Origin of the sequence: Pseudomonas sp. BN505, assembly GCF_029873175.1 — a bacterium.
In the GTDB taxonomy this organism is placed as follows: domain Bacteria; phylum Pseudomonadota; class Gammaproteobacteria; order Pseudomonadales; family Pseudomonadaceae; genus Aquipseudomonas; species Aquipseudomonas putida.
The window spans coordinates 1-21,715 of record NZ_SSOI01000012.1 but is presented as its reverse complement, the minus strand read 5'-3'; the positions used below and the strand labels follow the sequence as shown (position 1 = coordinate 21,715).

The following is a 21,715-nucleotide window of genomic DNA, read 5'->3' as shown; positions in this document are numbered from 1 at the left end:
ATTGGACCAGTATCGTGTACATTCTTGCTGACTGTGGTCCGCAGATTCTCAATCGCTGAGTTATTCGTCGGGTCTCGGCAAAAGCCAACAAATCTGGGTATACCTTCGTAACGAGGTAGCTATTGAATGGCTTGATGCGATTCTAGTATTCCGCTCCGACCAGTGGATTATCAGATTTCAGTAGTTGGAGCTCGAAGGATTGTTTCAAGGCGGTCCCCCAATATGTTCCAAGCCTCACTTTTTTCCTTTGCATAGTCATAATGCAGGTAATGTCGGCGTACCTTTGAGCCTCCCAGCAGGTGATTCTGGCAGCGATCAATGATTTCTAGTGTCACACCGAGCTCCTGCATCATGGTTGCTCCTGTACGACGCAAATCATGCGGAGTCCATTCGCCATTGTTACCTTGGCTCAGTACCAGAGAGTCGTCATGATGGCGGCCAGATAGCGGCTTGCTGCGATTTTTGAAGCAACACTGCCGGTCTCCAATTAGCTTGCTGACGGTTTTGGTATCCACATGATTGCTTTCGTCCTTGTTGGGAAAGCAAAAGCATGTGTGGCCTGTTTCTTCTCTAAGATTTTTGAATTGGTTCAGCGCAAATGCTGATAGGTATATATGGTGATCCTGCCGTTTACCCTTATGCCCTTTAGTGGCTTCTGCTGGGATGAACCAAGTGCCTTTCTCTAGGTCGATATGTTGCCATTCGGATTTCAGAAGTTCGCCAATGCGACAGAGTGTGCTGAGGCAGATCCAGACTGCGCATTGCACGCGCGGGTTCACAGGTCGAATCCCGGAATATTTCTGGCCAGCGGGCAGTGCATCATAATCTCGCCCTAGGCGAGTGAAAATATGCTGTAGCTCTTTGATTTCACCACTGGTTAACAGCCGATCGCGCTGCTCCTGATAGTCATGATCGAGGAGCTTGTTGACGTCAACCAGGTCTGCGGGGTTCCCATCGACCATCAAGGTGCGCCAAGGTTTACGTTTCTCGGCCCACCGCAGCATCTGCCCTATGTCTTTGCTGCGAATTACGACGGTCCGATTTAGGCCGCGGGCTTTGACTGAGCGCAGGACGGTGAGCAGGTCTTTTTCAGTTACAGTGCGGAGCGGTTTATCACCAATAGCTGGAAGCACGTCTTTGGAGAAGCTACGACGCAGTTCTGCGTTGCCGTCCTGACGAGACACGCCGTCGCGCAGCCACTCTTCAAAAAGGTCGGAGACAGTCTTGTTCTCTGAAGCCTGACGCTCGGCTTCAGCAATAGTTGCAGCAATTGCAGCTTGAGCCTCGATCTTAGCTGCCTTTCGGGCGGTGGCGGGCTCTATGCCCTTATTGACGCTTGCTTTGACTTCGTCTCGCTCAGCGCGAATCTGCGCGAGCGATTTTTTTGGCCAACTGCCCAGTCGTTGATCACGTTTAACTCCGCCCATTTTGAATTCATAGCGGAACAGCGCTGTAACGCCGCGCACGCCAGCACGAACTTTGGCAGTCAGGCCACCCTCTTCGCGTAGCGTTTTACCGTCATCGGCGGGGGAGAGTGCTTCGAGCTGCTTCGCTGTGATCTTCGCCAATGTCTACCCCTAGCCAAGGTCGAGCGCCTTGGAATTTTGCCCCACTTTTGCCCCACCGAATCGCTCGGCTAAGGGTGGAAGGTGGTGGACGCCAGTAGCGAGTATTTTAGTATGATTGCCTTGTATTTACTAGCATTATGGCGTTCCGTAAGGAGCCATGGCATTCCATGGGAATGCACGAAATAAGAGCATGGGGTGCAAGGGGTCGAGTGTTCGAATCACTCCGTCCCGACCATTATTGAAACGAAAAAGCCCAGTCGGAAACGACTGGGCTTTTTTGTTGGCGCCACATTGTGCTTTATGGAGAACGCATGCGGCCTCAACTCTCGTAGAGAGCGCTTGGCGGTTTTCTCATCCTCTGGAAACCGGCGGTTTTTCATGGAGCCTGGTCAAAAAACATTGGGCCTCTGCCTGAACTGAAGCCTTACTCAACCGAAGCTAAACCGTTCTCGATGCTTCGCAAGATACATCCGATTACCATCACTCAATCGGTTGATTGTTGTGAATTCGTCTAGCCGCAAAATATGACGTTCCGCTTTCTTCAGTTTGTCGCTAATAAGTAGTTCACCATTTTGCGAAAATGAGATCAGCCCCAAATCAAAAAGGCGATCGATGTGCGCAGCCAGAAGCAAGCCGTTATCAGTATCTAGGCGCTCAACGTTATTGGCTAGGCTCCATGCATGGATGTGAGAGGCAACCAGGAGATTTGGATTACCCAGACCGGTGAGGGCACACCTCCCATCCCAGCGACCTAGCAGTCCAGAGCGAAATGCCCCCTGACCGACCCTGGCTTCGATCAGCGCTGTTCTGGTTGTACTACTGACCTTTTGAGGTGAGCCTGAATCGATCAGGCTGTCCTCATAGTCGACTAGGATGCCAGCTTGCTCCAGCAAAAATTGACCTGCATCGGCAGGCAGTGAAGCCATGTAGATCTGGTTAATACCTTTCACACTGTTGAACAGGCGAGGCTGAGTCCGAGGGTCAAATTTTGCTATGTAGATCTCTGCAATCTCATCACTGCGAATTGGGCGTTTCAGCTCGCTGTAGCTGATGTCTACACGATGACCTTCGTTCTGCCATTCCTTGAAAGACGCTCGAGGAGGGCGTTCAGCTACGTAGGAATTGAACTGCGCGATCGCAATACCTCGAATGTAATTGTCGTGGTAGCAGAAAATTAGATCGCCGGTTCGGACTCTGGCGACGTTGTCCCAGTGAGTCCGGAATTGCTCAATTCCACGCTTTGATCGTGAGCTAAGTGGAGCCCATAGGAATTGACCGTTTTTGGCTTCCTTGTGGGTGGCTCCGAGGTTTACCCAGAAAAATTGCATCTCGCATCCTAAGTCCTGGCCTGTCGCCGGTGACTCTAGCGCGAGTGTCTATTGAGAGAAAGGAAATTTCCTACAGCGAATGGAGAAATGGTAGTCGCTCTATGCAGTCCATTGATTTGGGATCACTCGCGGTGTGGGGTGTGTATAGGGAAACATTCTTGGAGAATGTGCTATCGGATAATAGTGGCCTAGGGATTCTCCGATTAAGTCAGCACAGGCCGGCCTGACCTGTGCTGAAATAACCCTCCGTTCAGCTACCCCAACAAGCCTTGCCTATGAGCCAGATGAGCTTTTCCGATTTCGAGTACGCCGGTAAGCGCAAGCAAACCCGCCGTGAGCGTTTCCTGGCCGAGATGGATCAGGTTGTGCCGTGGAGTGGCTTAATGGCGCTGATTGAACCGCACTACCCAAAGGCGGGTGGCGGTCGCAAGCCGTATCCACTGGAAACCATGCTGCGTATTCACCTGCTGCAAAACTGGTTTTCGCTGAGCGACCCGGCCATGGAAGAAGCACTGTACGAAATCACTTCAATGCGCCAGTTTGCTCGACTGACGCTCAGCGCGCCGATTCCCGAAGACACGACGATCATGAATTTCCGGCACCTGCTGGAGAAGCATCAGTTGGCGGCAGGGATTCTGGAAATCATCAACAACTACCTGCAAGACAAAGGCCTGTCGTTGCGTCAGGGCACCATTGTGGACGCCACCATCATCCAAGCGCCCAGCTCGACCAAGAACAAGGAAGGCAAGCGCGATCCAGAAATGCAGCAGACAAAGAAAGGCAACCAGTACTTCTTCGGCATGAAGGCGCATATCGGCGCCGATGCGGAGTCGGGTCTGGTGCATCACGTCCACGGCACTGCCGCAATTGTGGCTGACGTGACGGAAGTCGCTCAGTTGTTGCATGGCGATGAAAACATCGTATGCGCCGATGCGGGCTACACCGGCCTGGAGAAAAGGCCAGAGCATGCGGGACGGCAAGTGATCTGGCAGATCGCAGCCCGCCGCAGTACCTACAAGCACCTGAGCAAACGCAGTGTGCTCTACAAAGCCAAACGTCAGATCGAGAAGGTCAAGGCACAGGCCCGGGCGAAAGTCGAACATCCCTTCCGTGTGATCAAGCGTCAGTTCGGTGATGTGAAAACCCGCTTCCGTGGCTTGGCCAAGAACACGGCACAGCTGACCACGCTGTTTGCGCTGTCGAATCTGTGGATGTGCGCCGCCATTTATTGGCTGTTGCGGGAGAGGTGCGCCCGTGAGAGCAGATAACCAAGGCGTTGCCTTGGTTATCCAATAATCAGCGGCTGAAAATCGGGCGTTTCGGCATCCCCCGGCCGCCTATTTCCGGCTGATGGGCAACTTGTTCGGAGTTTCCCTAGGTGTCCGCCTGGCCATGGTGTTGTCTCGGACGATAGGCAGAAGGGTGCCTTAGCACGGACGTTCGGCCTCGCGGTGCCAGGCGATGGCGCTCAGCCTCGACACGCTTCGAATTACCGGTAGTACGGCGCAACTGCTGATGCTTTAAGCGTTTGTGGCGCCTTCAGAAGGGTGGGTTTCGTTCCAGCTTCTGTAGGCAATTCTGGGTAGACTCTTGGCGCTTTAGCGCATCATTCCAAGCTCGGCATCATCCATCAGGGCTTTGGCAAGGGCGCATAGGTAGTGCGAAGCCCAGATCAGCTGTGGCTTGTCTTCCATCAAGCCATCCAAGGTCATATCCCGTGCGTAGCCCATCAATTCCGATGCCTGTTCCCGGGCGCTCTGGCAAGGGATACCGGCCTCAATGCGAAACAGCGGATGGGTCTGGTTTTCACCTTGGTAGAAGGTTGTCTTGCCGACGGTGAATTTGGTTTCTTCTGTGGACATTGGTCAATCTCCCCGAAATCTCTAGTGCCTGGGCTGGCCTCTCGGCGGCAAGCCAGCTCCTACAAGTGCTGCATAGCCTCCACGATCTGCGACATGGCTCAGATCCATGTGGAGGCTCGGCTTGCAGGCGTTTGGGTGCCTGGGCGACACATCAATTTGGCTTCAGTGCGAAGTCCCAGGCTCAGTAGGCATCTGCACCTGGGCTATTGCGGACTCCAGTAAAGCCCGCAGCGTCTCCAGTTCATGCATCGAGGTCATCATCAAAATCGATGCTGGCGACTTGGGCTGTAGCAGCATTGCCTGATGCACGACAGTCGCAGCGCAAAGCGCGTAGTCCGAGGCTTCGATGAGGGTGTCTTCGAGGCAGAGAGTCTTGTGGGGTGGATCAGGAACTATCTTCAGCATGCTCACGCTCCAACAATGGTTGAGCTGCTATCCGCCCCGCTGTCAAACGGGAGGGTGGCAGCTGTACGCGGGTTGACAGACCGAGATTGTTGGCACTCGGCGCACACGAAGGTGCCCGCACGTACAGCCGCCATAAGCGTTTGCACACGGACAACAATCGACGGTCTGTCAAAACCGGTCGCTGAATTGGCAGCGACCGGTCGAGACTAGGGCTGACTATTTCCATGTGCAACGAAAAACAGGCGCGAGGAGTATCTTTGGGAAACGGCCTACAAGGAAGGGATTATTTCTGATTTTTCGGCCCGCTGCCGTTCCTCAAGACGTCGACAGGAAACATGCGGGCAAAAGAAAGCCCGCCGAGGCGGGCTAAGTACTATCACGTAGGGATAGCTTGATACTGCCTAAGCCACTGTGAAAATTGGGTGAAAGAAAAGTCCCCAGAACGTGATCAACGAGCGACGTTAGCGGGGCCTCGCGCCCTTTACAGCTGGGCTTTCTGCCGCTGGTAGCGCTGAAAACGGGCAACAGCGATCTGGACGGCAGCTGCCACGAGGCACAGCAGGCCGATTTTCCAGCTGCCCTCCAGGCCGTAATGCTCGGCGATTTTCCCAGTGAGGAGGACGCTAACGAAAATGGCGAAAGGCAGTATCAATTTGTTCATCGGGTCTTCCAGCAAGCTGCAAATGGCTTGGGTGAGGATGCAGTTCACCCAGCGGAAATGCCGCGATCTTAGCAAATCCGTTTGCGGCTTTGTGGTCATATCCACAGCGGCTGCACGGTCTGCTGTCTGTAGCGCGATGCTGGCAAAGGGGCAGCATGGACTTCCGCCATTCGGCCCTCGAAACTGATCCACTCTCATCTCGACCAGGGCAGGTCATGAATAACCTGAAACGGACCACCTTTCTCATGCTACTGCTGGCAGTAGCCTCGTTAACCGCCTGCGTCCCTTGGAAACGCGAACGCGCCGCGTACGCGGACCTTTGCGAGTCCGAGTTCCAGTTCAAGGTGCCAGGGCCGCAGGGTGAAACCACGCTCTACCTGGAAACCTACCTCTACGACCACGCCGCTCTATGGGGCGAAAAGGCCTACGAGCAAGCCCTGTACGTGCAGTACCCGGGCGAGAAGTACTCTCGGCAGGAATTTTATGTGCAACTGGTCGCCTACAACAAAGACCGTCAGCGCCCGTCGACTGATTCCAAGCGTGGCGAGCCGCCGATACCGGTGCTGTACGACAGCCGCCAGGCTTACATCACCTTTGAAGACGGTTCGCGGCTGAATGCACGGTCCGAGGTGTACGTTGGCGTCAACGAGACGTACGACTTTCCGTTGGTGAATGAGAAGACCGCCCGGCCATCGCCGTACGACATCAACAGCGATGAAGTGCACCGGATGATTCCCAGGATGACCAATAACAAGCGCTATGGCTCGGCTTATGTGATATTCCAGACGGACAAGCTGAACGCCGATTCCAAGTGGACCATTCACCTGGGCAGCCTGGAGGTGCAGGGGCGGAAGGTGGAGATTCCGCCTTTGCGGTTGTGCTATCACCCCGTCAGGAAATGGATCGGGATCGAGCCCTTGATGCGGCCTTGATCGCAACGTTTGGAAGGTAGCGGATACCTTCTTAGTTTTGCTGCGGAAGGCCGGCCCAGCCATCCCGCATGCCAGCAAACACGTTCAAGCTTGGGCATACCAGGCGCACCATGCGGTCCGCCTTGCGACGGAATTTCAGGTTTTCGTCCTCTGTCCAAACGTAGGCTTTGAGCCAGATCGTCACGGAACCGACCTGAAAGCGCAGGGCGCTCTCTTCATCCAGAATCTTCATCGCTCGCTTGATCTTTTCATCGCGCTCAAACACGGTGGCTACCAGCCCGACGCGATAATCCAGGCCGTCATCCTGCTGCTGCTTCACGGCGCGGAAGTCGGCATCGGAGAAACGATAGTAGCCCCCTCGTTCCAGTTCGAGCTCAGTCTTGATTTCATCATCCTGGTAGCTGTAGGGATGGCTGTGATAATCGCCAAGGAACGTGACCTCGGGGAAGAACGTATCGATGAAGTTCTGTTTGATTTCCTGCGGTGCATCACCGTAGGAGATCGACCCTTTGTCTCGGGTGACAGCGGTGCAAGTGTCTGCCCAAACCACGCGATACATGGTTTGCCCGCCTATGGAGGTTTGAGCGTAACCCCACAGGTGGCCGTACGTTTCCACCCGCGCTGCGAAGTCGCCGTTTTCAAGCTGATGCTCGACTTTGTAGGCTTCCAGCGCCGAGGTGACGATGCTGAAGAATGCTTGTTCGGATATGGATACTACTGAGTTGACCATGGGTAGCCTAGGGTTGGTTGATCGTGTGGTGGGACGTAGCTTGGCGCAGCACTTACTTCAGTGCTGTCATCAACCGTGCGGTGGGCCCGGGTCGGTTTGATCATTCGGCTGGTTGGCAAGGAGTATCTGCTCCAGAAGAAAGCGACGTGCCGCGCGTGAGCCGGCACTGAGGCTGCTCGGGTGCTGAATGCGATAGCACTGTATCGAGCCATGCAGGCGGAAGCGCCACAGTTGATTTACCGGGATGCCTTGCGCACGGTAATCACCCAGGTCGTTGCAAACGCTGTGTTCGCCTTTGTGCGGGAAGAACTGCTGGCGTATGTGGGCACTGCTCGCGCCGTTGGCAAACACGATGATGTCTGGGCGAAGTATGGTGATTTGCGCCTCGAGCAGGCGCTTGGATACTTTCGCGAGGTCTTCGAAATGTCGCCAGCGCATGGGTGACCCTTTCTGCCATGCGAAGCTGAAGAGGTTGGCCCAGGCGATACCGATGGGTTGGTCGGCCTGGTGGAGTTCGCGCAGAAAGTTGAAGAAGCTGGCCCCTCGGTCGGCTTTGTCCTGGATGTACTTTGCCAAGTGGCGTTGCTGGATTGCCATGGCGCGCTGGATGTACTCGTCCAGGTCAATGAAGGGTTTTCCGGCGGTCAGCACATCCCAGCGACGCGTTTCTCGGCCCACGACCATAATGCGTTTCGCCGCCTGCTCGAAGAGCGGTGACGTACCCGGAAGAAACAAGCCTGAAAGGTGCTTGAAATCCGCTTCGTGCTCGCGGCTGCGATCCAGCCAATGCAGGGGTAGGTCTGATAGCGTTTGGCGGTATGCCGTGATCAATTGCTGCTGCTTGCTTTCCATCGCTTGTGTTCCACGGCCGCATCTATCGGCGGATGTTGTCGGTGCATAAGGTTTGCAAATTGTCGGGATAGTGTCAATTTGATGTCGCGCGAGGAAAATGGTACGTGCTGAACAGGAACTCTTCAGCAGGTTCGTTAACGGCCCTTGAAGTAAGGGCTTCCCTCCATTGACTGATTTGAGTGCCATGTGGGTAGCAAAGGTGACGTGGGCTGGGTTGGCAGTGGATGCGGAGCTGCATTGGTAGTATCAAAGTGATATTACTTTGTATATAGTCGCCCGCGGCCGATGAGCGGCCTTGCCAATGACGGCGCGAGGGGGCACTCCTGATGATGGTTCGGAAGTTGATTGGGGCAGCGGTAGCCGTAGCTGTGGTGGCTACTCAAGGTTGCGCGAGCATTGTGGGAGAGTCGCGATATCCGGTAGCTGTATCGAGTGCACCGCCGGGGGCGTCCTTTGAAATCACCGACAAGAACGGTACTGTCGTGCACACCGGCAATACCCCAAGTACTGTTACCCTGAAGTCGGGGAAAGGGTATTTCTCGGGGCAGACCTACACCCTGCGGTTTAAGAAAGAGGGTTATCCAGACAAGACCGTTGAACTGGATTCGAGCCTTAGCGGTTGGTACTGGGGCAACATCCTGATCGGCGGGCTTATCGGAATGCTCATTGTCGATCCCTTGACCGGCGCCATGTACAAGCTGCCAGAGTTCGCCTCTGCGGATATGGGCAAACCGTTGGCAAATGCTGGTGAACAGCCCTTGAAAGTTGGCGTCATCGACGACTTGACCGCGGCTCAGCGCGAGCGGCTTGTTCCGGTTAACTGACCAACTGCATACATACCCTGACCTCCGAGACCGATGCATCGCGGCCTTGGGGGAGAGGTGCTGCTGTCAGTGAAGCGGGCCAGGCCACTTGCGCTGTGTAGCCAGCGCCAACAACTCCCGCTGCCCAGAAACCCCCAACTTGCGATACAGCCGCTTGATATATGTAGCCGCACTCGAAAGCTGAATACCCATGCTCACACTGATGCCCTCAACCTCACACCCAGCCAGCATCAGCTGCAGCAGCTCCTGGTCACGCCGGGTCAGTTCCGGGTACAGGCTGGCAACCCGTTTACTGAGCAGTGCCGGCATCTCATTGGCTTCGAGATAGGCGCGGTAATGCAGGCGTGAGATTTGTACGATCAGCGGGGCGGCTGTTTCGATGACGTTGATCTCGTTGGGTGAGAAGCGGCCGTGTTCGCGGCCTCGGTAGAAGTTTACCGACAGCCAGCGGTTGCCTTCGCAATGGGTCAGCAAGGCGACGCGTTCGGAGATTTGCGGTAGCTCGTAACAGATGCGCCGGTAGTCGCGGTGGGCGATGTCTTCGATGGCCTGGCGTTGCACCATGATGCGGTCGGCGGTCGACAGGGCAGGGCGCGCGGTCATCGCCTGTTGGTTGCCATCCATGCTGTAGAAGCGTTCGGCGTAGTTGCTGGAAATTCTGGGTAGCTCGATCATCCGCGCACGGTCGGCGAACGAGATGACTTGCGGGCTGCGGTTGGGGCTGTAGGCAAAGATGGTGCATTGGGCCAAGGGGACTTGGGCGCTGACCAGTTTCAGCATGTCGGCGGCCAGCAGCTTGCCGTGGCTTTCGCTTGTGCGCGAGAGCAGGGTGGCGATTTGCTCGATGGGGAGGCGGAAGGCGGAAGTGGAGGGGCGTAATGGCCAGAATTCCATGCTGTACTCCCTGGGGACAAGGCATGACTTGTTGTTATAGGCGGCCGCTGGGGCTGGGCTGTTGGGCAGGATAACCAAATTGGGAGCGGGGCGCGTGGCTTGGGGGCGCGTCCTGGGCTCGAATGTGTAAACCATGTCCCCGGTTTACGGTGTGAAGGGTTCCCGGTCATGCACTGCTGAGAATCTGACACCGCGTATGGCACCGGCTTCGCCGGTGTTCGCGGGTGAACCCGCTCCCACAGGTACTGTGCAGGCTTCGGGCTCATCTTTTACTTGTGGGGGGGGCCAGGGCCGCAGCCTGGACCGCGTCGCCTGTTTCGCGGGCTTGCCCGCTCCCACAGGTATTGTGCAGGCTTCGGGTTTACCCTTTACCTGTGGGAGCGGCCTTGGCCGCGAACACCGGCGAAGCCGGTGCCGTGCACGGCGCTGTCTGCAGCATCAGGTCTGAGAAGGTTGGGAGTGGAAGGGCGTGTAGCCGTAGCCCGGCAGTTACCAGTACTCTTGGAGGACTCACCGACTTCTTCAAGGACCGAACAGATGACTCAACCACCGGATGGGCTGCCGATTTACCGGGTGCTGACTGGCCCCGATGACGCTTCGTTTTGCCATAAGGTCAGTGATGTCTTGAAGCTGGGATACCAACTCCATGGCGGACCTGCGCTCACGTTCAATGGCAAAGATGTGATCGTTGCGCAGGCGGTTACCTGGCCCGGGGCGCAGAATGGGGCCCGCGACTAAGCACTCAGGGCGCGTTTCAGCACTTCATAGATTCTGGCGTCACCCGATTGCGCCACGTTGAAACGGAGAAAATCCCCCGCAGTCATGGACTGGCTAAAGGCATTTCCGGGCGCCAGCACTACACCTTCATTCAAACAGGCCCTGGCCAGCGTTGCTGCATCCTTGCCTTGAGGCAGCTGGCACCAGAGGTACAGGCCTGCCTGGGGCATTATCCAGGGCTTGATGCCGATGGCTCGAAGCTTGGTTGCCGTCTTGTCCATTGCCTCGGCTAGCCGAAGGCGCACACTCTCCATGTGCTTTCGGTAGCCGCTGTCGGTAATAGCGTGGTGGATGATGTCCGCAGCCAGGCGTCCACCCCCGAATGTGGTGGCAATCTTGAGGTCTACCAGGCTCTCGATCCATTCACCACGGGCAGCGATGTAGCCGCATCGCACCGAAGCTGAGATGGTTTTGGAAAAGCTGCCAATCTGGATGACGCGAGAGAGGCCATCAAAGGCAGATAGGCGTGGCGCGGGCGTAGTCTCGAAATCCCCGAAGATGTCGTCCTCGACGATCACCAGGCTAGAAGCGTCGGCCAGTTTTAGCAGCCTGTGCGCCGTGACCGGCGACAGGGTGGCCCCGGTGGGGTTGTGGATGCCGGAATTTGTTATGTACAACCGGGGCGCATGTTCGAGCAGGGCAGCGCCGAAGGCATCGATATCCGGGCCCGTCGCCGTGTAGGGTACGCCTACAATCTTCACCCTGTGTGCTTTCAATAATGCGTGAAAGTTGAAATAGCAGGGGTCGTCCACCAGGACAGTGTCGCCCGGTTCCAGCAGAAATCGGCAAATCAGGTCGATCGCGTGCGTGCTGGATTCCGTGAGCATGATCTGTTCAAGCGTGGCTTCGGTCCCGATGCCAGCCAGCCGCCGCGACAAGAATTGCCGAAGGGGCGGGCTGCCAAGCGGTGATGCGTACTCCGCCAGTTTCTCTGTGTCAGAACGGGCAACGACTCGGAGCGCTTTACGCATGCCAGCTTCGTACATCCAGGAGGGTGGGAGCCACCCGCACCCTGGTTTCAACGCATCGCTGGCGGTTTCAAGCGATTGGCGCGAGATCCACAGCGGGTCGACGGCACGATCAAGTTTGGGGCCGAGCTCGGTCAGTGCCAGTGGCGCCGCTGGCCCGGCTACGTAAAAGCCGGAGCCAGGGCGAGAGCTGAGCACACCTTCTGCCATTAACCGTTCATAGGCCTCAAGCACGGTAGAAACCGAAACTTGCATGGTCTGCGCCATTGCGCGGGCCGAAGGAATTCTGGCCCCTGGTGCGTAGGTTCGAGCGGCTATCCTGGACTGGATTTCACCCATGACAGTGTGAATCCGCGTGCCGTTGCGTTTCATTGCACCCTCAACTGTGCTGGATTCATATGCATAACAGTTCGGTTAAATTGTATTGGATTGTACGTGGCCTTGGTGAGCCTGTCAGTGATGTACTGAGCCCTGAATTGTCGAGGGCTTACCGATGGAAAAATCAACAAGCGGGTGGATCAACGGCTTCATAGGCGTCGCAATCTTTGCGGGCTCTTTGCCGGCAACCCGTGTGGCAGTGGCGGCCTTCGAACCTACGTTTCTGACCTGTGCCAGGGCCACCATCGCCGCCTTGTTGGGTGCGCTTTTTTTGATCGTGCTACGCCAGCCTCGACCATCACGGGGTGATTTGTCGTCATTGGCTTTGACAGCGCTGGGGGTTGTTATCGGCTTCCCGCTGCTGACGGCACTGGCCCTGCAGCATGTCACCTCTGCTCATTCCATTGTTTTTGTCGGGCTGCTGCCGCTCTGCACCGCAGGGTTTGCCGTACTGCGGGGCGGTGAACGGCCTCGGCCACTGTTCTGGTTGTTTTCGATGGCAGGTGCGGGGCTGGTGGTTGGCTATGCGTTGATAAATGGGGGAGAGGCGTCGGCGGTGGGCGACCTGCTGATGATGGCTGCGGTCGTTGTGTGTGGGTTGGGGTATGCGGAAGGGGCGCGTCTGTCGCGCACGTTGGGTGGTTGGCAGGTGATCAGTTGGGCATTGCTGGTGGCGTTGCCGTTCATGCTGCTGCTGACGATCGCTAATTTCCCCGCGCCTGATGCCTTCGCCAAGGTCAGCGCCCCTGCGTGGTTCAGCTTCGGCTACGTCTCGCTGTTCAGCATGCTGATCGGGTTTGTGTTCTGGTATCGAGGGCTGGTTCAGGGTGGCATTGCGGCGGTGGGCCAACTGCAACTGGTTCAGCCGTTCATGGGGCTTGGGCTGGCTGCGTTGCTTTTGCATGAGCACGTCAGCTGGATGATGCTTGTGGTGACGCTGGGGGCTGTGATCTGTGTGGCCGGGGCCAAGAAATATGCCCGGTAGATGAAGCGTCTTCGTACCTCAGTACAAAGACCGCGAGCATACCGCCACACCCTGTGGGAGCGGGTTCACCCGCGAACACCGGCGTAGCCGGTGCCATACACCGTGTTGGATTCTTCGCGGGTGAACCCGCTCCCACAGGGTCGGCGGCGCGCGCTCAGTCTTTGTCCTACGCGACAGCGCGCCGCTCGATCTCACAGGCACTGCAAGTCTTCAGGCCTGCCAATGCTCATCAGAACCGAACCGTAATCCCCACATTTGATAGCGCTTACCGGAACGTGACGCTGCTCACACAGTGTGCTGTGTGGCGCACATGCGTTTCTTGCCAAATGTGTGATTTATGCCGCTCAGTCTTCGTCAAGCATGCGACCCCTTACCGACGTCTGCAGGGGATTGAGCCAGGGCCTTTCATGCAAACGCTGTTGAACAAGATTCTTGAAGAAGTACGCCCCTTGATCGGCAAGGGCAAAGTGGCTGACTACATCCCTGCGCTGGCCGACGTACCGGCGCAGCAGTTGGGCATTGCGGTGTATAGCAACGATGGCAGCCATTACTGCGCAGGCGACGCAAGCGTGCCTTTTTCGGTGCAAAGTATTTCCAAGGTGTTCAGCCTGGTTCAGGCAATAGGCCACTCAGGTGAAGCCATTTGGGAGCGGCTTGGCCATGAGCCTTCAGGCCAGCCGTTCAATTCGCTGGTGCAGCTGGAGTTCGAGCGCGGGCGCCCGCGCAACCCGTTTATCAATGCGGGGGCGTTGGTGATCTGCGATATCAACCAGTCACGCTTCGCAGCACCCACGTTGTCGATGCGTGATTTTGTTCGACGGCTTTCGGGCAACCCTCACATTTCGATCGATGCCCGTGTCGCCGATTCGGAATATCAGTTCCGCGCGCGCAACGCTGCCATGGCTTACCTGATGCAGTCTTTTGGTAACTTCCATAACGAGGTCGAGCCGGTGCTGCGCAGTTACTTCAGTTACTGCGCGCTGCAAATGAACTGCCTGGACCTGGCCCGCGCATTCTGCTTCCTTGCCAACGACGGGTTTTGCAAGCACAGCGAAGAGCAAATCCTCTCCCGGCGCCAGGCCCAGCAGGTGAACTCGATCATGGCCACCAGCGGGTTGTATGACGAAGCCGGTAATTTCGCCTACCGAGTGGGGTTGCCAGGCAAGAGTGGCGTGGGTGGCGGCATCGTGGCAATCGTGCCGGGGCAATTTACCGTATGCGTCTGGTCCCCCGAGTTGAATGCCGCGGGCAACTCCCTCGCGGGCATGGCGGCGCTGGAGTTGCTGAGTTCACGGATCGGGTGGTCGGTGTTTTGATTCGTGGGCAGGGCCTGCCGGTAGGCGCTGAATCGCCCTCACAAGGCGACTATGCATTGAGTGAGAGAATGTTTGAAAGAGGTCTTAATCGTTACAAATATAATGATTTAGGACGTGTTAACTTTGGCTGTAAGACATTTCTGAAGTTGGATCGAGCTGCACTTTAGCTAGCATTGTTCGCTTAGTATCGACTCTTTTCGGGGAGTTGAGCATGCAAAGGGGGGCGGAAGGGTGCCTGATAGGGCAGATAGATTTGAAGATGGCTGAGCAGAGCTACAGTGTCCCCGGTTTTTCCGAGGCTTACGCGACTCATCTTGAGGGGCGAGCTGGGGATCAAGTTTTTTATGGTAGGTTGCTCATATTCATTGGTTCCGTAGTTGCGGCGCTGGGTATGGGTATCGCCATCTTCGGTCCTGAAGTTATTTATTATGACCGGTTCTCGGGCCTTACCCTGATCCAACACGTACAATTGAACCCTGGGCTCATTTCAATTGCTGGCGGATTGATGATCGCTTGGGGCGGGAAACAGCGTAATGAAGGCATTGTTCATCGTGAAGATTTTCTATTGTCCCATTACAAGTTTGTAACGGGTAATGGGCGGGGTGTCAGCAATCAAGTGAGCGTTCGGCACTTGGGGGGTGATGATTTTAGCGTCTCCGTAGCCTTGTAGTCTGGCCGCGTACGTTCGAGCATTAACATTACGATTTTCGCGCCCGGCATAAGGGCTATCGAGAGAGTGCTCCATTTTCTTCTGCAGGTTTGCTAGGCTGATATCTTTAGTCTCGCGCTGAGACAACGCAAATGGAAGTGCCATGGCGATTGTTCATTCTGTAACAACAAGTGATTGGCGAGCATACAGGGAGTTACGCCTCAGGGCCCTGCGTGAGTCGCAGGATGCCTTCGCAAGTACCTATGAGTACGAGTCAGCCAGGGAAGAGGGCGAGTGGGAGGCCCGCGTCTCAGCCATGGCTTCGTCCAGCAGTGCCCAAGCGTTCTTTGCGTCGCAGCACAATGAGGTTTGCGGCCTGGTGTGGTGCAAGTCCTCGGGCATTGAAGTGGACGTGGTCGAACTTTTCCAGATGTGGGTAGCGCCTGATGTGCGCGGCTTTGGAGTAGGGCGAGCCTTGCTTGAGCGTGCTGTGACCTGGGCTATTGGTCAGGGGGCGCAACGTGTACGCTTGGGTGTGACACTCGCCGATAGCCCGGCGATGCGCTTGTACAAGGCAAGCGGTTTTCACCCTGTTGGCATACCGGAGCCTTTGCGCGAGGGTTCAGCGTTGATGTCGCAATCGATGGAGCTGATCCTGGGCACATATCGGGACAGAGGTCATGTTTAATAGCCCCACAGGATTGTGCCCTAGCTGAAACAAGCATAAAAACCTGTGGGAGCACCTGTCTTCTTGTGGAACCTGGCCTTGCCAGCTCAGTTGGCCCCGGTTGCAACCTCCCGCGCAACCCAACCCTTGAACGCCTCCGCTACCGGCGACGGGTGCATGGCGCCTGACTGAGCCAGCACCACTTTTTGTGGTGACACCTCTTCCAATAATGGCCGGCACAGCAGCGGTGTACCGTCATAGCAGTGGTCGCCGGCGGGGCGGGTGCACGACAGGGCAACCCCGTAGCCATGCGCGACCAGGCCACGTTGCATCTCGAAGGTTTGGGTGTATTGCTGCGTGCGTGGTTGCAGGTTATGCGCCCAAAATAGTGAAAGGAAGTATTCACGCGTTTGTGCGATGTCCTCAAGAATCAGGCATTCCTGGGCCAGTTCATGCAGCGGTATCGCTGCCAGGTGGGCCAGGCGATGGTCCGTAGCGATGAGCGCGTAGGGTTTCAACTCCGCCAGTACCTGGCGTGGCAGCGAGGGATCAAGGCCTATGTCGTAAGTAAGCGCAAGCTCTGCTTTACCGGCGCTCAGGTGGCGGTGCACGCCTGCCAGGTCCGTTTCGAACAGCGTTACCTCGACATCGGGGTACTGCTTGCGAAAGCTCGATAGCAGCCGGGGTGCGAAGTAAGGGCCTAAGTCTTGAAAGCAGATAAGCGACAGGTTGCCGCGAAGCGAGCCTTGCGCTGTATCGGCGTTCTGATTCATGGCGATGGCCAAGCCAATGATATCGCGGGCCTGTGCGAGCAATCGCGTGCCCGCTGACGTCAGCTCCAGCCCTCGGCTGACCTGGCGCCGGAATAGCCGCTCATTCAGCGCCTCTTCAAGTTGGGCAATAGCGACCGATACCGACGGCTGTGATACGTGGCGGGCTCTTGCAGCAGCGCTGATGCTGCCGTGTTCGGCCACGGCGACGAAGTACTCTAACTGCCGGAACGAGAAACCTATCATTTTTTCCTATACTCCGGATTAGGAAATATATTCTTTTCCTATTGGTGCCGAAACGCAATACTCGCCGTGCACCCTGCTTGTCCCGCTTAACTTCTGGCAGTGGTGCTGTTGCCCAATAAAAAGACCAAAGGGTGCTTTATGAAACAGTCCGCCGAATTTCAACTCAGCGAAGAAACCATTGCAGCTTTCCAGCGTGATGGTGCTGTCTGCGTACGTAATCTGTTCACGCCGGAGGAAGTTGCACTGCTCGAAACCGGCATCGAACAGAATCTGAAAACCCCCAGCGAGCGCGCCAAAGTGGCGAGCCGCCCCGACGACCCGGGTTGGTTCTTCGAAGACTTCTGCAACTGGGGCGATATCGCGGCCTATCGCCAGTTCATCTTCGAGAGCCGGGTGGGTAGCGTTGCCGCTCAACTCATGAACAGCGAAACAGCCCGGCTTTATCACGATCATCTGCTGGTCAAGGAGCCTAACACGCGCCAGCGCACGCCTTGGCACCAGGACCAGCCGTACTACAACATCGATGGGCGCCAGAACTGCAGCATGTGGATGCCTATCGACTCCGTCGCAAGGGAATCCACCCTGGAGTTTGTAGGCGGCTCGCACCTGGGGCCGTGGCTGATGCCGCGCAGCTTCCTCGACAGCCAGGCGCAATGGTTCCCGGAAGGCAGCCTGGCCGACTTGCCGGATATCGAGGCCGACCGCAGCGCCTGGAACATCCTCGGCTGGGAGCTTTCCCCAGGCGACGCCGTGTTCTTCCACATGCTGACCTTGCACGCTTCTGGAGGTGTCGGGGGCAACCGCCGGCGCCGTGCCTTCTCGGTGCGTTTCCTGGGCGACGACATTACTCACGCACCGCGCCAGTGGAAAACTTCACCACAGTTTCCCGGGCTCGAAACACAATTGGCCAGCGGTGCCCAGATGAACCATGAGTTGTTCCCGGTGCTGTGGCCAAGAGCTTGATGATTGAATAAATGCGTGCCTGATTAAAACGCACAGCATCTGCGTTGTGCGGACCTGATAATAAAATCAAGAAGGTATCTATGAGCGCTCAATCTTCACAACAGCTGAAGCGGGGTCTCTCTACCCGGCATATTCGCTTCATGGCATTAGGTTCTGCTATCGGTACGGGGCTGTTCTATGGCTCGGCATCGGCAATTAAACTGGCAGGGCCATCAGTGTTGCTCGCCTATTTGATAGGGGGGGCAGCCATTTACATGATGATGCGCGCCCTTGGCGAAATGGCAGTTCATAACCCGGTGTCAGGCTCGTTCGGCCACTATGCCAGCCAATACCTGGGCCGCTATTTTGGCTTCCTGACTGGTTGGAGCTACGCGTTCTCCATGTTGGTGGTGTGCCTGGCAGACGTGACGGCGTTTGGCGTCTACATGGGGCTGTGGTTCCCCGAAACACCGGCCTGGATCTGGGTGCTTGGAATAGTGTTCTTCATCGGGGCGCTGAACCTGTGTAGCGTGAAAGTGTTCGGCGAGATGGAGTTCTGGCTGTCGTTGCTGAAGGTGACCGCTATCGTTGCCATGATTGTGGCAGGCGGGGCAGTGCTGCTGTTGGGCATCCAGCTGAACGACGAGGCAGGCACTGTTGCCGGCATCTCGAACCTGTGGAGCCACGGCGGGTTTTTCCCTAACGGCATCGGTGGGATGATTGCTTCGTTCACCGTTGTGATGTTCGCTTTTGGCGGGGTCGAGATGATCGGCATTACCGCAGGCGAGGCAAAGGACCCGAAGCGCGTGCTGCCTAAGGCCATCAACTCGGTGCCTCTGCGCATTTTGCTGTTCTATATCCTTACCCTGTTCGTGCTCATGGCCATTTATCCCTGGACCAGCATTGGCAGCCACGGTAGCCCATTCGTTCAGATCTTCAGTGGCCTTGGCATCAGCTCAGCGGCAACCGTGTTGAACATCGTGGTAATTTCCGCTGCGGTATCAGCCATCAATAGCGACATATTCAGTGCCGGGCGAATGATGTACGGCATGGCTCAAAACGGCCAAGCGCCTTCCGGCTTTGCATCGCTGTCGCGTTTCGGTGTGCCGTGGATGACGGTTGCAGTGATGGGCGTCGCTCTGCTGTTGGGCGTGGTATTGAATTACCTGGTGCCAGAAGACTTGTTCCTGGTGCTTGCCGCGGTGGTCACTTTCTCCATTGTCTGGGTCTGGTTGATGATCCTGCTGTCGCAAGTGGCCATGCGGCGGGGCATGAGCAAGGAGGAGGCTGCGGCACTGGATTATCGGGTGCCGCTGTGGCCGGTAGGGCCAGCTTGCGCGATTGCGTTCATGGTGTTCATCTTTGGCGTGCTCGGTTGGTTCCCGGCCAGCCGCACCGCCATGTATGTCGGGGTTGGCTGGTTGGTCCTTCTGTCTTTGGGCTACTGGCTGTGGGGTGTGCGTACACCGCGACCAGTGTCAGCCAGCGCTTGAGGCGTTGAACCGTTCGCGTCCGCATTGCGAGCTTTTGTCTGGTCAGCTGCTCTTGCAGAAATATCCAAGTCATGTGCTGTACCTGTGGGAGCGGGTTCACCCGCGAACACCGGCAAAGCCGGTGCCATCCAGCGCGCTGTCTCGTCCTGCAGGCCTGATCTTGGCCGAATCGCCAGCAACAGGTGCGGTAGTTTTCAGCAGACCTCATCCGTTGCTGGCGCAGTGCGAGACTCAAGGTCGATTTCCGTTGGCCACTGTACTTTCGGCGCCAAGCAATGCATGTGGCTCAGGCCATCGTCATCGTTCCAGTCGCGGGGTGGGTGCACGAACTTGGGCAGGGCTTCAGGGCCTTGCTGCATGAAGAGCCGGGCGATGGCCCAGTAAGCCTCGCCCTCATGCAGGGTATGAGTGAAGAAGACACGATCAATGACTTCGTCAGTCTCAGGATTACGGACTGACAGCATGACGTTTTCGATCAGGCCGCCATGGCCAGGGGCGTAGATTCGGTAGACCTCGGCGGTGACGTCGTCCCAGTTGTAGGCGACGGGTTGGACACCCCAGCGTTTACGGCTGAAGATGAAGATGCGGTCGAAGCGGTACTGGTAAAAATAGACTTTCCGACGCAGGCGATTGAAGCGAATGGGTTCGTCTCTAGGAAGAACAACGTCCAGTTTTATGTAAGGAAACAAAACCCACGCGGCAGCAGGAGGGCTAAGTACCAAGAATGCATTCATAGCCCAATCACCTTGCCAGCCATCTACAATAAAGCTCCGGTATAAAAATAGCGCAATTCCACAGCAGAACAGAAGCGTGACAGTTCCAATCAAAACGCCTATGCCACGCAAATTCACCGTAGCTCTTGGCAGTTCCAAATATGCTTCATCGCAGTAGTTGGGAGGTGGGGTTAATTCATTCGCGTCATACTGCAAGGTCGGAGTTTGATCAACGTGAGGCAGGTCATGGCTCCAGCCTATTGCTCGAGCCCACAGAATTTTACCGCTGTTTCTCACTCGTTCACCTCCCGAATACAGCTCTCTAAAAGCGCACTTGCTATCTCTCGATCTGGCCAGTACACCACGCGTAGGGTGGCTGCGACTATACTGTGTCTTCCAATGGCTGGCGCAAGCTCTATCACTGCAACATTTTCTAGAAGGGAAATATTCGCATTATCTGCATAGTCATGCAGTTTCGTTTGTAAAGTAAAATCGGGCGTGTAATCGGGGAAGCGCGGTGGTGCATAATCAGAGGTTTTCGCTGTTTTAGATAAAGGCTTTAAATCTGCAGCATTATGTTCCGCTGACGCAATCACTTCCCCGCCGTCAAAATCAGGGAATTCACCATCACCCATGCGATGGACCGTTAAACTCCAGAGGTAGGCGGACCGCACCTCACTGTATTTGGGTAAAATTATTCGAAACTTTATTTTGTACTCTACAGTCAAGTTTATTAATCCGCCCAATTTAGGTGCGGCTTGATTGTTCGCTAGGGTTGACTCAAAATTCAGCTTTGCATGCAGCCCCAAGGTTGCCGCATTTAGCTCAGCAAACGCTATGTCTGCCCACTCAGGAGTATCCCAATGTATGCGTGGGTTCTCATTGGCCTTCCCGAAATAGCACCGTTTCACCCAGCGTTCGAAACTGTCAGATTCATTTGTTTCAGCTCGTTTGCTGAATGAATACGCAATGAGCGTCAAGATAATAGCCGCACCTAATGGGCCTATCAGATAAGGTTGTGCGACTGCCAGGGTAAACGCCCCTGCGCCAGCACCATAGAACAAACCAGCCACGGCATGCTGTCTACTAGCTATAACGTCGCCCGCCGTCGAGGTACGTTTTGTCGCAGAAATCGATTGTGCAACATCGAAAATGCCAGCTACAGCACTTAGCAAAGCTCCGAACCTTATCAGTGAAGCTCCAGTGCCTGCCGCCCATGACGTCTTAATTAAAGCGGTATTGGACCTCATGACTAGCCCAACCAACTCGATCTGACCGCCCAATATCCCCAATTGCGAACCCTGCAACGCCAGCTTGGCCTCATGCGCCTTGGGCCCAATCTCCGCTTCCGCTTTTTCCTGATTCTTGGTCAGGCTGTCGTATTGCAAGTACAGCCCTCCAATCGCCAGCAATACTTCCCAACTACCTCCCACGCCTCGCAACCCATTAAAGCCAGTCCGCACCAACTGCGACGCCTGCTGCGAAGTGACCTTCATCCTCTGGAACACCTTTCGCGCATCCGGCTCTAGCGTCCCCGCCGCCACCGAGATATCCACCAACGCCCGCTGCGCCAAGCTGCTCGCCTGGGTCACCTTCATGCTGGCTTCCTCAAACAACCGACCCTGCACGTCCGCCGCGGTGCCCTCGACCCACACCGTTACGCTGATCATGGTGTGGGTAAACCGCGGGTCGAGCACTGCCAGGCTCATCAGCCCGTGCTGAATGATCGGCCGCACCTTGTTCCAGGCCTTGGTC

20 protein-coding genes and 2 pseudogenes are annotated in these 21,715 nt (G+C 56.2%); 10 read left to right on the top strand and 12 right to left on the bottom strand.

The genetic code is table 11. The features are described 5' to 3' along the window. Nucleotides 1–170 precede the first annotated feature (170 nt). Nucleotides 171–1,568 carry a site-specific integrase gene (locus E8E78_RS00370; protein WP_280311576.1) on the bottom strand — a complete coding sequence of 466 codons (1,398 nt, stop codon included), beginning with the start codon at nucleotides 1,566–1,568 and terminating at the stop codon, nucleotides 171–173. 428 nt (nucleotides 1,569–1,996) lie between these two features. After that, nucleotides 1,997–2,896, bottom strand: a complete 900-nt coding sequence (locus tag E8E78_RS00365; protein WP_156859470.1) for an HNH endonuclease — start codon at nucleotides 2,894–2,896, stop codon at nucleotides 1,997–1,999. Between the two features lie 275 nt (nucleotides 2,897–3,171). Here E8E78_RS00365 and E8E78_RS00360 point away from each other — a divergent pair. Then, nucleotides 3,172–4,154: pseudogene (locus E8E78_RS00360) on the top strand (IS5 family transposase). 340 nt (nucleotides 4,155–4,494) lie between these two features. Here E8E78_RS00360 and E8E78_RS00355 read toward each other — a convergent pair. The 3 genes from E8E78_RS00355 to E8E78_RS29055 form a co-directional block, all read right to left on the bottom strand. Continuing rightward, nucleotides 4,495–4,758, bottom strand: a complete 264-nt coding sequence (locus tag E8E78_RS00355) for a DUF3077 domain-containing protein (protein WP_003250694.1) — start codon at nucleotides 4,756–4,758, stop codon at nucleotides 4,495–4,497. Nucleotides 4,759–4,920: 162 nt separating this feature from the next. Continuing rightward, on the bottom strand, nucleotides 4,921–5,163 hold the full coding sequence (locus E8E78_RS00350; RefSeq protein ID WP_049277761.1) for a hypothetical protein: 243 nt from the start codon (nucleotides 5,161–5,163) through the stop codon (nucleotides 4,921–4,923). Nucleotides 5,164–5,644: 481 nt separating this feature from the next. Further along, on the bottom strand, nucleotides 5,645–5,824 hold the full coding sequence (locus E8E78_RS29055) for a hypothetical protein (RefSeq protein WP_193391293.1): 180 nt from the start codon (nucleotides 5,822–5,824) through the stop codon (nucleotides 5,645–5,647). A gap of 215 nt (nucleotides 5,825–6,039) precedes the next feature. On the opposite strand from E8E78_RS29055, the gene E8E78_RS00340 reads away from it, so the two are divergent. Beyond that, the gene (locus E8E78_RS00340; RefSeq protein WP_049277759.1) at nucleotides 6,040–6,756 is read left to right on the top strand and encodes a hypothetical protein; all 717 of its coding nucleotides are present in this window, start codon (nucleotides 6,040–6,042) and stop codon (nucleotides 6,754–6,756) included. A 31-nt stretch (nucleotides 6,757–6,787) separates the two neighbouring features. Here the strand turns inward: E8E78_RS00340 and E8E78_RS00335 are convergent, their stop codons facing one another. After that, nucleotides 6,788–7,486, bottom strand: a complete 699-nt coding sequence (locus E8E78_RS00335; protein ID WP_049277758.1) for a hypothetical protein — start codon at nucleotides 7,484–7,486, stop codon at nucleotides 6,788–6,790. A 69-nt stretch (nucleotides 7,487–7,555) separates the two neighbouring features. Continuing rightward, entirely contained in the window at nucleotides 7,556–8,338 is a 783-nt protein-coding gene (locus tag E8E78_RS00330; protein ID WP_049277756.1) for a hypothetical protein, read from the bottom strand. Between the two features lie 326 nt (nucleotides 8,339–8,664). On the opposite strand from E8E78_RS00330, the gene E8E78_RS00325 reads away from it, so the two are divergent. Further along, a complete protein-coding gene (locus E8E78_RS00325; RefSeq protein ID WP_049277754.1) occupies nucleotides 8,665–9,162 on the top strand; it encodes a hypothetical protein in 498 nt (165 codons plus the stop codon). Nucleotides 9,163–9,228: 66 nt separating this feature from the next. On the opposite strand, the gene E8E78_RS00320 is transcribed toward E8E78_RS00325, so the two are convergent. Beyond that, on the bottom strand, nucleotides 9,229–10,056 hold the full coding sequence (locus E8E78_RS00320) for a helix-turn-helix transcriptional regulator (protein ID WP_049277752.1): 828 nt from the start codon (nucleotides 10,054–10,056) through the stop codon (nucleotides 9,229–9,231). A 537-nt stretch (nucleotides 10,057–10,593) separates the two neighbouring features. Between E8E78_RS00320 and E8E78_RS00315 the strand changes: the two genes are divergently transcribed. Next, the gene (locus tag E8E78_RS00315; RefSeq protein WP_049277750.1) at nucleotides 10,594–10,794 is read left to right on the top strand and encodes a DUF1737 domain-containing protein; all 201 of its coding nucleotides are present in this window, start codon (nucleotides 10,594–10,596) and stop codon (nucleotides 10,792–10,794) included. Here the strand turns inward: E8E78_RS00315 and E8E78_RS00310 are convergent. Further along, on the bottom strand, nucleotides 10,791–12,173 hold the full coding sequence (locus E8E78_RS00310) for a PLP-dependent aminotransferase family protein (RefSeq protein WP_280311575.1): 1,383 nt from the start codon (nucleotides 12,171–12,173) through the stop codon (nucleotides 10,791–10,793). The two genes, E8E78_RS00315 and E8E78_RS00310, sit on opposite strands and share 4 nt — an antisense overlap. A 121-nt stretch (nucleotides 12,174–12,294) precedes the next feature. Here E8E78_RS00310 and E8E78_RS00305 point away from each other — a divergent pair, with 121 nt between their 5' ends. The 4 genes from E8E78_RS00305 to E8E78_RS00290 all read left to right on the top strand — a co-directional run bounded on the left by E8E78_RS00305 (nucleotide 12,295) and on the right by E8E78_RS00290 (nucleotide 15,817). Then, nucleotides 12,295–13,164, top strand: a complete 870-nt coding sequence (locus E8E78_RS00305) for a DMT family transporter (protein WP_041167673.1) — start codon at nucleotides 12,295–12,297, stop codon at nucleotides 13,162–13,164. 407 nt (nucleotides 13,165–13,571) lie between these two features. Then, entirely contained in the window at nucleotides 13,572–14,480 is a 909-nt protein-coding gene (gene glsB, locus E8E78_RS00300) for a glutaminase B (protein WP_049277744.1), read from the top strand. A 259-nt stretch (nucleotides 14,481–14,739) separates the two neighbouring features. Next, a complete protein-coding gene (locus tag E8E78_RS00295; protein WP_239669889.1) occupies nucleotides 14,740–15,150 on the top strand; it encodes a hypothetical protein in 411 nt (136 codons plus the stop codon). 142 nt (nucleotides 15,151–15,292) lie between these two features. Then, nucleotides 15,293–15,817: a GNAT family N-acetyltransferase gene (locus E8E78_RS00290; protein WP_049277742.1), complete on the top strand. Its 525-nt coding sequence runs from the start codon at nucleotides 15,293–15,295 to the stop codon at nucleotides 15,815–15,817. Nucleotides 15,818–15,903: 86 nt separating this feature from the next. Here E8E78_RS00290 and E8E78_RS00285 read toward each other — a convergent pair whose 3' ends face one another. Then, nucleotides 15,904–16,812 (bottom strand): LysR family transcriptional regulator, encoded by a 909-nt coding sequence (locus E8E78_RS00285; RefSeq protein ID WP_049277741.1) that lies wholly within the window; start codon nucleotides 16,810–16,812, stop codon nucleotides 15,904–15,906. A 138-nt stretch (nucleotides 16,813–16,950) separates the two neighbouring features. On the opposite strand from E8E78_RS00285, the gene E8E78_RS00280 reads away from it, so the two are divergent. Next, nucleotides 16,951–17,775 (top strand): phytanoyl-CoA dioxygenase family protein, encoded by an 825-nt coding sequence (locus E8E78_RS00280; protein ID WP_049277739.1) that lies wholly within the window; start codon nucleotides 16,951–16,953, stop codon nucleotides 17,773–17,775. 80 nt (nucleotides 17,776–17,855) lie between these two features. Beyond that, nucleotides 17,856–19,247 (top strand): amino acid permease, encoded by a 1,392-nt coding sequence (locus E8E78_RS00275; RefSeq protein ID WP_049277737.1) that lies wholly within the window; start codon nucleotides 17,856–17,858, stop codon nucleotides 19,245–19,247. A gap of 194 nt (nucleotides 19,248–19,441) precedes the next feature. On the opposite strand, the gene E8E78_RS00270 is transcribed toward E8E78_RS00275, so the two are convergent. Then, on the bottom strand, nucleotides 19,442–19,981 hold the full coding sequence (locus E8E78_RS00270; RefSeq protein ID WP_280311574.1) for a DUF6708 domain-containing protein: 540 nt from the start codon (nucleotides 19,979–19,981) through the stop codon (nucleotides 19,442–19,444). A 272-nt stretch (nucleotides 19,982–20,253) separates the two neighbouring features. Continuing rightward, nucleotides 20,254–21,715 (bottom strand): annotated as a pseudogene (locus E8E78_RS00265) (hypothetical protein); the annotation flags it as partial.

Coding starts and splice junctions, on each gene's coding strand:
- E8E78_RS00365 (WP_156859470.1), bottom strand. CDS start 2,896: ATGCAATTTTTCTGGGTAAACCTCGGAGCCACCCACAAGGAAGCCAAA.
- E8E78_RS00355 (WP_003250694.1), bottom strand. CDS start 4,758: ATGTCCACAGAAGAAACCAAATTCACCGTCGGCAAGACAACCTTCTAC.
- E8E78_RS00350 (WP_049277761.1), bottom strand. CDS start 5,163: ATGCTGAAGATAGTTCCTGATCCACCCCACAAGACTCTCTGCCTCGAA.
- E8E78_RS29055 (WP_193391293.1), bottom strand. CDS start 5,824: ATGAACAAATTGATACTGCCTTTCGCCATTTTCGTTAGCGTCCTCCTC.
- E8E78_RS00340 (WP_049277759.1), top strand. CDS start 6,040: ATGAATAACCTGAAACGGACCACCTTTCTCATGCTACTGCTGGCAGTA.
- E8E78_RS00335 (WP_049277758.1), bottom strand. CDS start 7,486: ATGGTCAACTCAGTAGTATCCATATCCGAACAAGCATTCTTCAGCATC.
- E8E78_RS00330 (WP_049277756.1), bottom strand. CDS start 8,338: ATGGAAAGCAAGCAGCAGCAATTGATCACGGCATACCGCCAAACGCTA.
- E8E78_RS00325 (WP_049277754.1), top strand. CDS start 8,665: ATGATGGTTCGGAAGTTGATTGGGGCAGCGGTAGCCGTAGCTGTGGTG.
- E8E78_RS00320 (WP_049277752.1), bottom strand. CDS start 10,056: ATGGAATTCTGGCCATTACGCCCCTCCACTTCCGCCTTCCGCCTCCCC.
- E8E78_RS00315 (WP_049277750.1), top strand. CDS start 10,594: ATGACTCAACCACCGGATGGGCTGCCGATTTACCGGGTGCTGACTGGC.
- E8E78_RS00310 (WP_280311575.1), bottom strand. CDS start 12,173: ATGAAACGCAACGGCACGCGGATTCACACTGTCATGGGTGAAATCCAG.
- E8E78_RS00305 (WP_041167673.1), top strand. CDS start 12,295: ATGGAAAAATCAACAAGCGGGTGGATCAACGGCTTCATAGGCGTCGCA.
- glsB (WP_049277744.1), top strand. CDS start 13,572: ATGCAAACGCTGTTGAACAAGATTCTTGAAGAAGTACGCCCCTTGATC.
- E8E78_RS00295 (WP_239669889.1), top strand. CDS start 14,740: ATGGCTGAGCAGAGCTACAGTGTCCCCGGTTTTTCCGAGGCTTACGCG.
- E8E78_RS00290 (WP_049277742.1), top strand. CDS start 15,293: ATGGCGATTGTTCATTCTGTAACAACAAGTGATTGGCGAGCATACAGG.
- E8E78_RS00285 (WP_049277741.1), bottom strand. CDS start 16,812: ATGATAGGTTTCTCGTTCCGGCAGTTAGAGTACTTCGTCGCCGTGGCC.
- E8E78_RS00280 (WP_049277739.1), top strand. CDS start 16,951: ATGAAACAGTCCGCCGAATTTCAACTCAGCGAAGAAACCATTGCAGCT.
- E8E78_RS00275 (WP_049277737.1), top strand. CDS start 17,856: ATGAGCGCTCAATCTTCACAACAGCTGAAGCGGGGTCTCTCTACCCGG.
- E8E78_RS00270 (WP_280311574.1), bottom strand. CDS start 19,981: ATGAATGCATTCTTGGTACTTAGCCCTCCTGCTGCCGCGTGGGTTTTG.